This window comes from Kitasatospora sp. cg17-2 (assembly GCF_054031055.1).
The window spans coordinates 5,670,494-5,684,613 of record NZ_CM132923.1; the positions used below are offsets into that span (position 1 = coordinate 5,670,494).

Below are 14,120 nucleotides of genomic sequence, written 5' to 3' on the forward strand. Positions count from 1 at the left end.
CGGTGGAGCGGGAACCCTGCCGGGCTGTTCGGGCATTCGAATACAGTGCGAGGGCGCGCGACCGGCCGTGCGTCGCGCGTCCCTCCCGCTCCCGGACGAAAGGCGCTTGCCGTGATGCCACTGTGGTCCCGCGCCCAGCAGCAGGACTTCCGCAGCCGGGTGCGGGGATGCCTGCTCGGCGGAGCGATCGGTGACGCACTCGGCGCGGGCGTCGAGTTCGAGTCCCTGGAGAAGATCCGCGCCGCGCACGGCCCGCTGGGCGTCACGGGGTACGTCCCCGCCTACGGGCGGCTGGGCGCGGTCACCGACGACACCCAGATGGTGCTGTTCACCCTCGACGGGCTGATACGCGCCCACATCCGCCGGGACACCGGCAGCTGGCACCCGCCCACCGACGTCCACCGCGCCTATCTGCGCTGGGCCGTCACCCAGCGGGACTGGGGCCCGGACGAGCGCCGGGACGACCTCGGCTGGCTCGGCCGGGAGGAGTGGCTGTACGCGCAGCGGGCGCCGGGACAGGCCTGTCTGTCCGGTCTCTCCGGGCCGGACGCCGAGCGGCTGGGCACCCTGGAGGCGCCGAAGAACCCGCACTCCAAGGGCTGCGGCACGGTGATGCGGGCGGCGCCGTTCGGGCTGCTGACCACCTGGGAGCCGGGCCTGGTGTTCCAGCTGGCCGTGGAGTGCTCGGTCCTGACCCACGGACACCCCACCGGCTACCTCTCGGCCGGGGCGCTGGCGGTGATCGTCCAGACCGTGGCCCGGGGCGGCACCCTGGAGGAGGGCGTGCACCTGGCGCTCGCGCTGCTGTCCGAGCGGCCGGCGCACGAGGAGACCACGGCGGCGCTGCGGGCCGCGCTGGACGCGGTGCGGGCGGGGGAGCCGTCCGCCGAGCGGGTCGAGGCGCTGGGGGAGGGCTGGGTCGCCGAGGAGGCTTTGGCGATCGGGGTGTACTGCGCGCTGGTCGCGCACGACGTCCGGTCCGGGCTGCTGCTGGCGGTGAACCACTCCGGGGACAGCGACTCCACCGGCGCGGTCTGCGGCAACCTGCTCGGGGTGCTGCACGGTGACACCGCGCTGCCGCCCGGTCTGGTGGCGGGTCTGGAGGGGCGCGGGGCGCTGCTGGAGCTGGCCGACGACTTCGTGCTGGAGCTGATGCACGGGCCCGAGCTGCACAGCCGGGACACCGCCGAGGGCGCGGCCTGGGCGGCCCGCTACCCGGTGCTCGGCTGATCCTCCGCCGCCGGGCCGGGGAGCTCTTGTCGCGGGCATGCCTCCGGACGCCCAGATGCCCGTAGCGGTGGCCGCCGCCCCGGGGGAGGGCGACGGACACCGCTACGGGCACCTGGGCCGGGAACCGGCACGAGGTCGATCAGAGGCTGCCGAACGCTCCGGCACCCGCGGCGGCGGCGAACGCGTTCCAGGCCTCGGGGGAGAAACTCAGCTGCGGTCCCTCCGGGTCCTTGGAGTCACGGACGGCCACCCGGTCGGCGGCCGGCACCCTGATCTCCACACACGCGCCGTTGCCGCCGCTGTGACTGCTCTTGCGCCAGCTCGTCCTGTTCTCGATGGTGGTGCTCATCGGTGGTATCCCTCTTCGATGTCGGCTATCAGTGAGCGGGTCTCCGCCACCCCGAGCGCGGCCGCCCGCAGGTGGTCGTAGAGACTGGTATAGCGGCGCACGTCGGCCTCCTTCTCCAGGTAGAGATCGCTCGTCACCCCTTCGAAGTAGACAACCGTCGAATCGGCTGACTCCGGGAACTCCAGCAGGGAGAATGTCCCGGTCATTCCGGGGTGGGCACCGTGCGAGAACGGTATGACCTGGATGGTGATGTTGGGGCGCTGGCTCAGCTCCAGCATGTGCTTCAGCTGGTGGGCCATCACTTCCTTGCTGCCGACCTCCCGGCGCAGCACGGCCTCGTCTATCACCGTCCACAGACTGCCCAGCGGGTTCTCGCCGTTGACCCGGTCCTGGCGCTTCATCCGGACCTGCACCCGGCGCTGGACGGAGAGGGCGTCGGTGTCCGGCTGGGTGCCCTCGACCACGGCCTGGGCGTACTGCTCGGTCTGCAGCAGCCCGGGCACGAAGGAGGACTCGTAGGCGCGGATCGACGAGGCCTCGGCCTCCAGGCCGATGTAGACGCTGTACGGGGTGGGCATGTCGTTGAAGTCGTGCCACCAGCCGCGCTGCCGGGACTCCCGGGCCATCTCCATCAGGCTGGCCCGCATCGCCTCGTCGGTGACGCTGTAGACGTCGCACAGGTCGCGGACGTCGCGCTGGCTGATGCTGCGGCGGCCGTTCTCCAGGCGGCTGATCTTCGACTGGGAGACCATCAGCCGGCCGGCGACCTCCTCCGCGGTCATCCCCGCCGCGTCCCGGAGCTTGCGCAGCTCCGAGCCGAGGCGTCGACGACGCACCGTGGGATTGATGTTCGCGGACACGTCGGCCTCCGGTCGGACCTCTGGTGATCGTTGGAACGGAAGTCCTCGGAACACGGTGGAAATCTGGATCAACCCCCTGACGTTGTGCAGCATGTCACCCCGGATCAGGTCGGCGCCGGGAAATCCCGCGAGCGCAGTAGAACAGATCATCGGAAAAGCGCTTCGGCGAGACAGTGGGCGCCTCCGGATGGTAGAGGCGCCGCGGTCCGGTCCGGTGGTGGGGCGACGGCGTGACGGATGTGGTGCGGATGCGGCTCGGGGCCGCGCAGGTGCTGGTGGCACGTGCGGGGGCGGTATGCGGCCGGGGGTCCGGGTGGGGGGTGGACCGACTCGGGGGGACGGCGGAGGGGCGGTCGCCCGGCGACTTCCGTCGCGGGCGACCGCCCCTTCTCACTGCCTGGTGATGCCGGGTGCTCGGCGCCCCCGAAGGGCGTGAGCGGTTCGGCGTGCGCTGACGTTCGCGCTGGTGCGCGCTCGGCGCGCGGGGTGGTTCGGGTGCCCGCGGGACCTCGGGCCGAGCGGGGGACCCGGACGGGGGCCCGGGTCCTGGTTCTGGCGGGGGCCCCGGTGCGGCCCCCGGTGTGCTGCCCGGTGCGGTTCCCGGCGGGCGTCCGGCCTCGGCGGGAGCCTCAGCGGACGCCGACGCGGGACGCCGCGACCCGTCCGCCGCCGCTGCCGCGCCCGGCCGCCGAGCGCTGACCGGCCCGGCCTCCCGAGCCCGACGGCGCCGCAGTTGCCTGGGCGGAACGGTTCTGCTGGCTCGGCAGGCCGTTCTGCACGTCCATCACGGCGTGCGCGACCATCCCGCCCAGCGGGTCGTAGCGGATCAGATCGCGCAACCGGGACCGCGAGGACCGGCCCTCGTTGCCCGGGTAGAGGTGCTTGCCCAGACCGACCGAGTGCGCCAGGGCGGCGAGTGCGGCCGTCCGCGGGTCCGGCGGCACGCCGGTGCGGATCGCGGTGTCCAGTCGCTGCTTGATCGCGGCGTTGGTGCAGTCGTCCGACGCCTGGTAGCGGATCGTCGGCAGCACCCCGCACACCTGACCGGGCACGGCGGTCACCATGCCGCAGCGCTCCAGGTGTGCCAGGTAGGTCTGCCGCAGCCCCAGCCGGGGCCCGCCGATCCAGTGCGTGGCGCGGACCGGGCTGCCGCGTCGTCGCAGCAGCTCGAGTGCATGGTCGAGTGTCGGATCACCGGTCGGCCGTGGAAGCACCACGGCGATCCGGTCACCCTCAGGAACGATCCGTCCGGCCAGGGACAGCTCGACGAGCTGTGCCCCGGCGAGTCCGAGGTCGAGGGTCTGCGGCTGCGCAGTGGTGCCCGTGGCCGGGTCCAAAGCGAGCAGCAAGAGTTCCTCGGGAACAGTTCTGCGGCTCTTGCCCATCCAAGCCTCCCCGCGTGGATGGGAAACAGCGTGACGCCTCTCACACGGGCTTGTCGAGTACGCCTCCGAATCGTGACCTTGCGATCGACCGGGGGAACCACCCGTGGCGGGCCCGGCGTCTGACCGTTGAACAGGCCGCGGTGCGGCCGCGCCGCGCTAATAACCGCCGGTCGGGCGGGGTGTGGGCGACCGGATCGGTCGCCGGTGGCGGAGACTGTACAGGTACACGGGGCGGGGTACCGGCTTCCCGAAATCGGGTCGGCCGGTGCCCCGCCGGGCGTTGAGGAGGCTGGGTTACGTGGGCGAGTCCCCCGACAGGGTGCTGCGGGACGGCGATCGGGCGCGGGAACGGGACGGCGGACCGGCCGGGTCCGGCGCGGCCGAGGAGGCGGCCGTGCCGGCGGTGGACCGGGCGGCGGACGAGGTGGCGGACGGGCCGGTGGAGCCGGAGCCGGGCACCGCCGCCGGGCCCGCGGACGCCGTCGACGCCCCGTCCGGCGACACCCCGTCCGGCGACTCGGGCGACGCCCGGGAGGCCGCCCCGGAGCCCGCCGAGGGTGGATCGGGCCGGCCCGCCAAGCCCGCCACGGTGCAGCTGCGCGTCCGGGATTCGGACACCCGGACGACCGCGCTGCGGATGCCCGTGGACCAGGCGACCACGGCGCTGCGCCTGCCGTCGGACGACGCGACCACGGCGCTGCGGATGCCGTCCGACGACGCCACCACCGCGCTTCGCCTGCCGAAGGAGTCGCGCAGGCTGTCCGGGGCCACCGCGATCGGCTCGGCCGAGCGGGCGGAGGAGGCCGACGGGGCCGGGTCCGACGCCCCGGACCGCCCGACCGGCACCGATCCCCGTCTCGCCATTCGGACGCCGCCGACGGTGGCGGCCGGGGCCACCGGGTCCGCCGCCACCGGCCGCACCGAAGCCGAGGCCGAGGACGAGGACGAGAACGAGGCCGAGAACGAGGGCAACGGCGAGGCGGAGCCTGCCGGGAGCGAGGCGGACACCGACGGGCAGCCGGCGTCCGCGGCCGCCCCCGCGTCCGCCGCCCCCGCGTCCGCCGCCCCGGCGACGGCCTCGACGGCCGCCGCGGAACCGGTCGCCCCGGCCGTGCGGGCCGAGAAGTTCGAGAAGCGGGAGGACGCCGAACGGACCCGGATGCTGCGCCTCCCCGCCGCCGCGGGCACCGTCCCGAAGCCGCCCGCCCCGAAGCCGCTCCCGGAGCCCGAGCCCCAGCCCGAACCCCAGCCCGAACCGGAGCCCGGGCCGACCCCGGAGCCGCGCCCCGCCCCGGCCCCCGTGCCGCCGCCCGCGCCCGCGCCCGAACCGCTGCCGCTGCCCGAACCCGCCCCCCTGCCCGACCCCGCGCCCCTGCCGGCCCCCGAACCCGCGCCGCTGCCCTTCCCGGAGTCCACCTCCGAGGCGATGGACGTGCTGGCCACGCTCAACGGCCGGCCGGTCTCGCCGCTGCGTCGCGCGCTCAAGCGGATCACCATCTGGACGGCCTTCCTCGCCGTCGTCCTCGGCGCGGTGGTCACCGCCCAGCTGCTCCGCCCACTGCCGGACACCAAGGTGCGGATGACCGCCGCCGGCGGCTTCGGCTTCGCCGGCGACCCGCTCGACCTGGCCTGGCCCGCCAAGGGCCAGTCGGCCGCCGGGGTGGTCGGGGTCGGCAGCCTGGGCAGCTCGGGCCCGGAGACCCCGGCCTCGATCGCCAGTGTCACCAAGGTCATGAACGCCTACCTCATCCTCCAGGCGCACCCGCTGAAGAAGGGCGAGGGCGGTCCGAAGATCACCGTCGACAAGCAGGCCGCCCAGGAGTCCGGCAACGTCGACGAGTCCCGGGTCACCCTGACCGAGGGGCAGCAGCTCAGCCAGTACCAGGCGCTGGAGCTGCTGATGCTGCCCTCCGCCAACAACGTGGCCCGGCTGCTGGCCCGCTGGGACGCCGGATCGGAGGAGGCGTTCGTGAAGAAGATGAACGACACCGCCGCCGGCTTCGGCATGACCAACACCACCTACACCGACCCGGCCGGCTTCAACGCCGAGACCAAGAGCACGGCCAAGGACCAGCTGAAGCTGGCCGAGCAGGTGATGCAGGACGAGATCTTCCGGCAGATCGTCTCGACCGCGGACACCACCTTCAACAACCAGAAGATCTCCAACACCAACACCCTGATCTCGCCCAAGAACGGCATCATCGGCGTCAAGACCGGCTCCAGCACCCCGGCCGGTGGCTGCCTGATGTGGGCCGCGTTCAAGGACGTCGCCGGTGTGCGGCGCCTGATCCTCGGCGTCACCCTGGGCCAGCCGGCGACCGCCGCCGAGCCCAGCATCCTCAAGGTGGTGCAGAGCGTCAGCGCCAAGCAGATCCAGGCGGCCCAGAACGGGCTCACCGGTCAGACCCTGGCCAAGCAGGGCGACGTGGTCGGCCGGGTCGACGACGGCCTCGGCGGTTCCGTCCCGGTCGTCGCCGCGCAGGACCTCTCGGTGGCCGGCTTCCCCGGCATCACCGGCACCCTGGTGCTGGACCCGCTCAAGGTGGGGCACCGGGTGACGGCCGGGACCCAGGTCGGTGTGCTGCGGTCCGGTGAGGGCGCCAACAAGGTGGAGGTGCCGGTCGTGCTGAAGTCCGACCTCGCCCCGCCGTCCATCCTGGCCCGGCTGACCCGGGCCCTCTGACGCCCTTCGGCCGGTCGCCCCGTCGGCCCGTCGGCCCGGACACCGCGTCCGGGCCGACGGGGCGGGGTCGCGCTCAGGCGCGCGTCCCGCCCCACCGGCCCGGCTCGGTGCGCGAGCCCAGGAACTCGGCGACCGTCTCCTCCTCGGCCACCACCCGGCCCAGCGCGATCGCCAGCGTCACCCCGGTGAACACCACGATCAGCCAGGACAGCGAGGTGAACACCACGCCGTAGGGGCCGAACTGGCCGATGCTGCGGGTCATCGCGTTCGGCAGGTAGATCCGCGAGGCCACGCCGACCCCGACCACCGCCACCCCGCAGAGCACCGCCCCCGGCAGCAGCGGCAGCCAGCGCACCCGGCCGCCCAGCAGCAGGTGCTGGGTCCACCACCAGAGCGCCGTTCCCCCCAGGAAGGTCAGCGGGACGCCGAGCCAGGCGCCCAGACCGAAGCCCTCCCGGACCGGGGTCTGGCACACCAGGCAGACCAGCCAGACCATCAGCCAGACCAGCCAGCGCCAGGCCGCCACCCTGGTGCCCGACTTGGGCAGCTCCCAGCAGCGTTCGCAGACCCGCTGCATGGCCCGGCTGAGCGCCGTCGCCGAGAGCAGGGTCACCAGCGCGCCGAGCACACCGAAGCCGGTGTCGTCCTGGTGGCCGGAGCCGAGCAGTTGCTGGACGGACTGCGCGGCCGCGCCCTGGAGCCCCAGCTCCTTGCGCAGCGAGTGCACCAGCCCGTCCCGGATGGCGGCGGGGGTGAACACCGAGATCACGAACAGTGCGGGCAGGGCGCTCAGGAAGGCCTGTGCCGCCAGCCGGGTCGCGCAGTCCAACAGGTTCACCCGGAACAGCTGGCGCAGGGCGCGGCCCACCAGCGGGACCTGGTGGGGCAGCTCGCGCGCCGTACCCGCCAGGGCCGTCGACCGCCGCTTCCACCGCTCGGTGCGCCGGGCCGCCGGACGTTCCTGCGGAGGCCCCCGCCGCTCGGGAGGCTGCTCGCTCGGCTGCTCGCTCACGGACGGTCCTCCCGACCTGGTCGCCGTGCTCCATGGTCGCCCGGGCCCCGGCGTGCCGCATCCGGGCCGCGCCCCGCAGGTCGGTGGTTCCGCAGGCCGGTGGCCCCGCGCGGGTCGGTGCCCGGCGGGTCGGTGCCCCGCCCGGGGTCAGCGACCGGCGCCGGCCCCCTCCAGCAGGGCGAGCGTCATCCCGCCCAGCGGCGTCACCTGCTGCGGCGGGCCGAACCGGTTCCGCAGGGCGGCCGCCTCGTCGCCGGGCACCTCGGCGAGCGGATCGGTGGTGTCGCCCAGCACGACCAGCCAGGTCCGGGTCCCGGAGCCGGTGCAGTCCGCGGGCCTCGGGCACGGTATCGGGAAGAGGTCCCCGGCCGGGACGGCCCCGCTCGCCACGAACAGGGGATACGGCCGCACCTCGTCCGGCAGGTAGTAGGAGACACCGGGGCCGACCATCGACCAGGCCTGGCCGCCGATCGGCACGGCCAGTCCGTCCCCGGGCCGGTAGCCGGCCGCTATCAGCCGGGCCACCTCCTGGTACGGCTCCTTGGACTGCGCGTGCGACCCCGGGTAGCGCACCAGCGACTGCCGGGGCAGCGCCGTCACCCCGGTCACCGCCACCACACCGACCGCGAGCACCAGCCCGGCCGCCCGCAGCTCCGGCCTGGTCCGGCCGGGCTTGGCCGCCGCCGTCACCGCCGCGTACACGGCGCCGACCCCGCAACCGGCCAGCGCCGCCCAGGCGGGGACCGTGAACAGCAGGTACCGGTCGAGGAAGTACGAGGTGGTGCCGCGCGACAGCACCCAGACCGCCAGTACGGGCAGCACCGCGAGCAGCAGCAACCGCAGCGCCGGACCGCGCCGTCCGGGCAGCACCAGGGCCAGCACCGCCAGCACCAGGAAGACGTGGAACACCCGGGCCGAGCCGAACAGCGGCTCGCCGAAGTGCCACAGCTGGTCCACGCTCGGCCGGGCGAGCCAGCCCAGCTGCCGCTCCGACTGCTGCCGGCCGAGGAGCGCGACCGGCAGCACCGCCACGACCAGGGCGACCAGCACCACCGCCAGGCGGCCGAGCAGCCGCCGCAGCTCCGGACCCCGCGCCCCCCACACGTGGGGCGCGACCAGCGCGGCCTGCCCGGCCAGGGCGCTCAGGGAGACCAGGTGCGCGGCGCCGGCCACCGCCATCGCCAGGCCGTACGCGATCCACCGCCAGGGCGTCGACCGGTCCAGCGCGCGCAGCAGGAACCAGGTCGCGGCCGCGACGGCGCAGGTCACCAGGGCGTAGGAGCGGGCCTCCTGCGCGTACCGGGAGACCAGGGGCACGGTCGCGAAGAGCAGTCCGGCACAGGTGCCCGCGACCCGGCCGCCGAACAGCCGCGCGGCGGTCAGCGCGGTGAACGCGGCCGCGCCCGCCATGGCCAGGACCGAGGGCAGCCGCAGCACCGTCACCGAGTCGCCGAACACCGTGATCCAGCCGTGCAGCAGGACGTAGTAGGTGCCGTTGCTGGCGTCGACGTGCTGCAGCATCCGGAGCAGTTCACCGAGCGGGCGGACGGCGGACGTCCAGGTCGCCACCTCGTCCCGCCACAGGGTGGGGGTCCCCAGCCGGTAGCCGCCGACCACCAGCATCGCCAGCGCCGGGACCAGCCAGGTCGCCGGTCCGGCCACCCGCGCCGCCCGGCGGACGGATCTGTCGTACCACCGCTCGCCCGCCACCATCTGCCGCCCCCGCCTCTGTCCACCGGCCGGACGGCCCCCCGGGGCCGAGGGCCGTCGAGTCCCGTCCTCCCAGGCTAACCGGCGCTCCTGCCGCAGGTCGGGCCACCCCCGGGACCGCTGACCCACCGTCGGCCCCGCCGCCCGGGGCCGTCCCCGCCCAACCCCCTCCACCGATCCGCTAGGCTGTCAGCGGTCTTCCCCGCCTCAGTAGCTCAGGGGATAGAGCACGGCTCTCCTAAAGCCGGTGTCGCAGGTTCGAATCCTGCCTGGGGCACAGCACGAAACGCAGAAAAGGCCCAGGCCAGAGGGTGAATCCCTCCGACCTGGGCCTTTGCCGTTCAGTCCTGCTGGTCACCCCGTGCCACGTCCGTGCCAGAACGCTCCGGTGGAGCCTCCTTCAACAGCTCCCGCTGCACCATCTCGCCCATCCGGTCGGCGATGGCCCGGTCCCGGTCGCTGGACATGTGCTGGTAGATCAACGCGGCCCGCGCGGTGCTGTGCCCCATGCGGATCATGAGTTCCCGGGTGCTCGCGCCGCTCTGCGAGGCCATGGTGTTCCCGGTGTGGCGGAGATCATGGAAGTGCACCTCCATCGGGATGCCCGCACGTTCCTTCGCGGCGGTCCAGTCGTCCCGGAAGTTGCTCCGGCGCAGCCGGCCGCCTCGAGGCCCGATGAACATGTGGCCGTCCGACTCTGCCCCCGCGAAGTGCTCCATGTGGTGCTGCAGGGCATCCACGATGGTGTCCGGGAACGCGACCGGGCGGAACCCCGCGCGGCTCTTCGGCGCCTTGTCGTACAGCTTCCCGTTGTACAGCTCGGCCTGATTCCGGCGGACCCGCAGAAGCCGGGCGCTCAGGTCGACGTCCCGCCGGCGGAGCGCGGCCAGCTCGCCGAACCGCAGCGTGGTGAACGCGGTCACCAGGACCAGCGCCCGCCACCGGGGCGCGATGGCATCGGCGGCGGCGAAGACCTCGGCGACGGACAGGACGGGGCGCTCGGGCACGTCGTAGGTGTCGGCGCCCTTGATCCGGCACGGATTGCGTCGGATCAGCTCATCGTCGTCCACGGCGGTGTTCAGCATGGCCCGAAGCATCTGGTACGCCTTGACCACGGTGGGCTCGCCGACGCCGGACTCCAGCAGGTGGGTCCGCCACGTGCGGACCCGGGCCGGGGTGATGTCCACGAGGAACCTCGGGCCGAGGGTCGGCATGATGTGCAGCCGAAGCGCCGTCTCGTACCGCTCCCGGGTTGTTTCCTCCAGCTTCCGTTCCTTGAGCCACTTGGTCGCGTACTCCCCGAAATTCACCTTCCCGGCGTCCGGGTCGACCCACTTCTCCCGGGTGATGTCGGCTTCGAGCTGGCTCAGCCGGACCTCGGCGTCGGTCTTGGTCGTGTAGGTCTTCTCGTCCGGCCGAAGCTCTCCGGTCAGCGGGTCGCGGTAACGGACCTGCCAGCGGCCGGACGGAAGCTGGCGGACGGAGCCGAAGCGGCGGCGACTGTTCTTCTTGGCGGTCATCAGGCGGCTGTCCTGTTCCTGGTGGAGCGACGGGCGCGGATGGGCTGGACGGTGTTCTCGGCGATGAACTCGGCGACGGCGGCCTCCGGGATGCGGACGTGACGGCCGACCTTCACGAAGGTGATCCGGCGTTCCTCGATCAGCCGGCGAGGGAAGCGTTCGCCGCTGCTCTCCCAGGTGCCGAGGATCTCCGCGACTTCCCGGACGGTGAGAAGCCGGGTCTTGAGCTGCGTTGTGGTCACTGCTGCCCTCCCTGGGCGGTGGCGGGGCGGGGGACGGGTGCTCGTCGCTGGGCGGCGCGGGGTGGATCTCGGGGCGACGGTGGGGCAGCCCCTGGACCGGTGTGCTGTCCGAGGTGGGGATTTCTGCGTCACGTCCGTCATCAGCGTCACGCGGGCTTCTGACCTGCGGGTTTGCCGTGACGCGGCGGTCGGGTGTGCGTCACGGGCTGCGTCACGGCGCGACGCAGCCCGTGACGCAGGTGACGCAGGATGACGCAGGGGCCGTCGTCTGCGTCACGGCCTTCGGTGCTGGCCAGGGGCCGTTTTCCGGCCCGCGTGACGCACGTGACGCAGCGTTCCCCTACTTAGGAAAAAGGTGGGGCTGCCTGTCGTACTTGGGCGTCCCCTCAGGGCGAATGAGGAGCCGCTGCGCGGCACGACCCTTGGGCGGCTTCGCCGAACAGCAAGAAGAGCACGCGGCGCGGAGACCGGTGCTCTTCTTGCTTGTCCCGGCGGTCAGCCCAACTCGGGCTGTTCGTGTGTCGGCGCGGGCGCGGGGCGAGCCATGAGGAGGTAGCGGCCGCCGTGGTCGCGGCCGCTGTCGATCAGGACGCCCCGGGCCGCGAGGGTGGGCTGAAGGCGCTTGAGCCGGTCGGACAGCACCTTGCCGGTGGTCGGCCAGCCCTTCGGCAGGGTGCGGAAGTCGTCGCCGCCGTAGAGGCGCCCGAGGCAGTGCAGCCACTCCGTGGACGTCATGCGCTGCGCGCCGCCCGGCTCGATGGTCTCGGCGTGCCGCAGGACGGTCTGCGCCAACAGGTCGCCCTCGATCACGTCGTCGTTCAGGTCGTCCAGGCTGGTCCGGTAGGCGGTCAGCGCCCCGAATCCGGTCGCGGCGTCGAGCTGGGCGCACAGGTGGGCGAAGTCCGCCATGCGCAGATCGGTCGGGGTCTCCGCGTCGGCGGCGCGGACCTTGACCGTGAGGTCGAGCAGCGACCCGAGCACCATCGGCAGCACCTCCGCGTACTCGGCCCACAGCTCCGCCTCGGTGCGCCTCACCTTCGGCCGCTCCAGCCGCAGCGGCAGCAGCCGTTCGGCGAGGTCGGGGCGAATGACGCCGACGTCGATGCCGGTCAGGAGCAGGGGACGGCGGTAGGCGGAGCGGTGGACGTCCCCGTCCGTGAACAGGGCCCGCTTGACGGACTCGGCGCCGGTCACGATGCAGCACATGGCGTCGGACAGGTCCGGGGTCATGTGGGAGAGGTTGTCCAGGGCAGTGACCCACCCGGCCGCGACGGCCGCGACCAGGTTCTCCTCGTCCTTCGGGGCCCGGCGCAGGTCACCGCTCATGCCTTCGACGATCCGCACCATCATCCGGCCGGCCGTCGACTTCCCGGCGCCCTGCGGTCCGGTGAGGAACGGGGCGGGGACGGGCACCCCGGGCCCGAGGCAGCCGATCAACCAGGCGATGGCCAGGCACTCGGTCTGGGCGTCGGTGAAGTTCGTCAGCCGCAGCAGCAGGTCGATGCCCTTGCCGTCGGTGTCCTTCACCGGCACCGGCAGCTCACCGGTGAGCTGGGTACGCCGCCAGCACACCTCACGCGGGTCCGGGACGACGGTGTCCCAGCCGGTGGGGTGGATGCGCACGGACAGGCCGTCCGAGCGCCCGAGGTCGAGCCACGTCGCCCCGTCGAAACCCGGGGCCACCCGGATGTGGACGGGCTGCACCTCCTCGGTCAGCGCCAGCGCCTCGATGAGGTCCAGCGCCTCCTTCATCGAGGTCCCGTTGAAGACGCCCCGCCCGTCCTTGTAGAGGCCGACAAGGAGTTCCTGGCGGTGGCTGCCGGTAGTGCCCTGGGAGCGGATCGGCCTGGCCACGGGGTGGCCGTTGCGCTGGGCGTAGACGGTGCCGTCGGCGGTGCGGAAGTACCGGAAGTGGGCCTTGGCGTAGTCGGTGATGATCTCGCGCGCGGGGTTCTTCTCGTCCTCGGCCACGGTCACAGCCCCAACCGGATCAAGGCGTTGGCCCACGCGTCGGCGCAGTGCCGGGGCGATTCGCCCTTGGCCTGCGCCACGGCGAACAGCCGCTCCGCGTGGGCCGTGGTCAGGCAGCCGCACCGGCCGTGCGTCGACAGCACCGCCAGGAACGTCCCGAAGACGGTGGCGTGGACGGCGCTGGCGGCCTCGGCGATGCGCTGCTCGGCCATGGCGATGCCCCGCTCCAGGAACGTGCGGGTACGGTGCGGGCACCTCCCGCCCCCGCCCGGGGCGGGCACCGTGACGGACGTCGGCCGGACCGGGGCGGGCTCCCTGACGATGAGGGCGCGCACGACGTCCGGCAGGGCCGCCATGGTGCCCGTGCCGGGGCCGAGCCACCGGGCGTAGGACATGGACGACTTGACGTCCACACCGGGCCGCACCGCGTTGGCGGACGCCATGGCGCCCCGGTAGAGCCAGTGCTCGCCCCGGGTGGTGGGCACGGTCCGGGTGGCGGGCAGGGTCTCGCGCGCCCACTCGATCGCCTGCGCGTTGTCGAGGTCGACGACGGTCACGCCCGCGCCGCCGGGGTGGTAGCCGACGGCGGCCGCTTCCCGCCACGCCCGCGCCCACCCGGGGCCGGTCAGGACGTCGGGGTCGGTGGTGGCGGCGGCCCAGCCGTGGCAGGGCGCCGGGCAGACGCAGGGGCCGGGGGTCTTCATGTTCGGCCGGCCGCCGCACGCGCCGTCGGTGCAGCGCGGGCAGTTGCCGAACGGCACCTTCCCGGCCCGCAGCGGCAGGACGGGCACGCCGGCAGCGGCGAGGGAGAGAGCGGCGAGCAGGTGCTCTCCCCGGATCACGGTCGGATGGGTCATGCTGGGTGGTCTCCTCATCTCGATTGAGCAGGGGAACCGGAGCGGCCGGGGTTCCTTGGCCGGGATGTGCCGGCCGCTCCGGGCAGGGTCAGTTCTCGTCGGGGGTGCCGTACTTGGCGTCCCAGCGGTCGAACGCCTCCTGCTGGATGCGGTCCGCGCGACTCTCCAGCCGCTTGGTGGACTTCCCGCGGCTTTCGGCGCGGACGACGCGCACGCCGATCAGGAACAGGCGGGCGGCGTCGCCCAGGTTGTCGGCGCCCATCTGGCGGGGGTCGAGGTAGGTGCGCTTGGTCATGCGGCC

Annotated in this window: 12 protein-coding genes and 1 tRNA gene; 3 read left to right on the forward strand and 10 right to left on the reverse strand. The window is 73.5% G+C overall.

The annotated features are described in order from the left end of the window. The first annotated feature begins 114 nt into the window (after positions 1-114). A complete protein-coding gene (locus ACW14Y_RS23910) occupies positions 115-1,230 on the forward strand; it encodes an ADP-ribosylglycohydrolase family protein (RefSeq protein WP_030393503.1) in 1,116 nt (371 codons plus the stop codon). A gap of 139 nt (positions 1,231-1,369) precedes the next feature. Here ACW14Y_RS23910 and ACW14Y_RS23915 read toward each other — a convergent pair whose 3' ends face one another. The 3 genes from ACW14Y_RS23915 to ACW14Y_RS23925 form a co-directional block, all read right to left on the reverse strand. Beyond that, entirely contained in the window at positions 1,370-1,579 is a 210-nt protein-coding gene (locus ACW14Y_RS23915; protein WP_030393502.1) for a DUF397 domain-containing protein, read from the reverse strand. Further along, positions 1,576-2,439, reverse strand: coding sequence for a helix-turn-helix domain-containing protein (locus tag ACW14Y_RS23920; protein ID WP_030393501.1), 864 nt, complete (start codon positions 2,437-2,439; stop codon positions 1,576-1,578). The genes ACW14Y_RS23915 and ACW14Y_RS23920 overlap by 4 nt, the downstream gene beginning before the upstream one ends. A 629-nt stretch (positions 2,440-3,068) precedes the next feature. Beyond that, on the reverse strand, positions 3,069-3,824 hold the full coding sequence (locus ACW14Y_RS23925; protein WP_030393500.1) for a GOLPH3/VPS74 family protein: 756 nt from the start codon (positions 3,822-3,824) through the stop codon (positions 3,069-3,071). A gap of 298 nt (positions 3,825-4,122) precedes the next feature. Between ACW14Y_RS23925 and ACW14Y_RS23930 the strand changes: the two genes are divergently transcribed. Beyond that, on the forward strand, positions 4,123-6,507 hold the full coding sequence (locus tag ACW14Y_RS23930; protein ID WP_456983447.1) for a hypothetical protein: 2,385 nt from the start codon (positions 4,123-4,125) through the stop codon (positions 6,505-6,507). A 73-nt stretch (positions 6,508-6,580) separates the two neighbouring features. Here the strand turns inward: ACW14Y_RS23930 and ACW14Y_RS23935 are convergent, their stop codons facing one another. Next, positions 6,581-7,519, reverse strand: coding sequence for a YhjD/YihY/BrkB family envelope integrity protein (locus ACW14Y_RS23935; protein WP_380308141.1), 939 nt, complete (start codon positions 7,517-7,519; stop codon positions 6,581-6,583). 147 nt (positions 7,520-7,666) lie between these two features. Next, on the reverse strand, positions 7,667-9,232 hold the full coding sequence (locus ACW14Y_RS23940) for a glycosyltransferase family 39 protein (RefSeq protein WP_380439749.1): 1,566 nt from the start codon (positions 9,230-9,232) through the stop codon (positions 7,667-7,669). A 201-nt stretch (positions 9,233-9,433) separates the two neighbouring features. Between ACW14Y_RS23940 and ACW14Y_RS23945 the strand changes: the two genes are divergently transcribed. Beyond that, a tRNA-Arg gene (locus ACW14Y_RS23945) sits at positions 9,434-9,506 on the forward strand. A gap of 64 nt (positions 9,507-9,570) precedes the next feature. Here ACW14Y_RS23945 and ACW14Y_RS23950 read toward each other — a convergent pair. From ACW14Y_RS23950 to ACW14Y_RS23970, 5 genes are all read right to left on the reverse strand, one after another. Further along, a complete protein-coding gene (locus tag ACW14Y_RS23950; RefSeq protein WP_456983450.1) occupies positions 9,571-10,749 on the reverse strand; it encodes a tyrosine-type recombinase/integrase in 1,179 nt (392 codons plus the stop codon). Then, on the reverse strand, positions 10,749-10,991 hold the full coding sequence (locus ACW14Y_RS23955; RefSeq protein ID WP_456983452.1) for an excisionase family DNA-binding protein: 243 nt from the start codon (positions 10,989-10,991) through the stop codon (positions 10,749-10,751). Before ACW14Y_RS23955 ends, ACW14Y_RS23950 begins: the two co-directional genes overlap by 1 nt. A gap of 495 nt (positions 10,992-11,486) precedes the next feature. Beyond that, positions 11,487-12,962, reverse strand: a complete 1,476-nt coding sequence (locus tag ACW14Y_RS23960) for an ATP-binding protein (RefSeq protein WP_456988231.1) — start codon at positions 12,960-12,962, stop codon at positions 11,487-11,489. 2 nt (positions 12,963-12,964) lie between these two features. Next, positions 12,965-13,819: a bifunctional DNA primase/polymerase gene (locus ACW14Y_RS23965; protein ID WP_456983454.1), complete on the reverse strand. Its 855-nt coding sequence runs from the start codon at positions 13,817-13,819 to the stop codon at positions 12,965-12,967. Between the two features lie 88 nt (positions 13,820-13,907). Beyond that, entirely contained in the window at positions 13,908-14,114 is a 207-nt protein-coding gene (locus ACW14Y_RS23970) for a hypothetical protein (RefSeq protein ID WP_456983456.1), read from the reverse strand. Between the last annotated feature and the right edge of the window lie 6 nt (positions 14,115-14,120).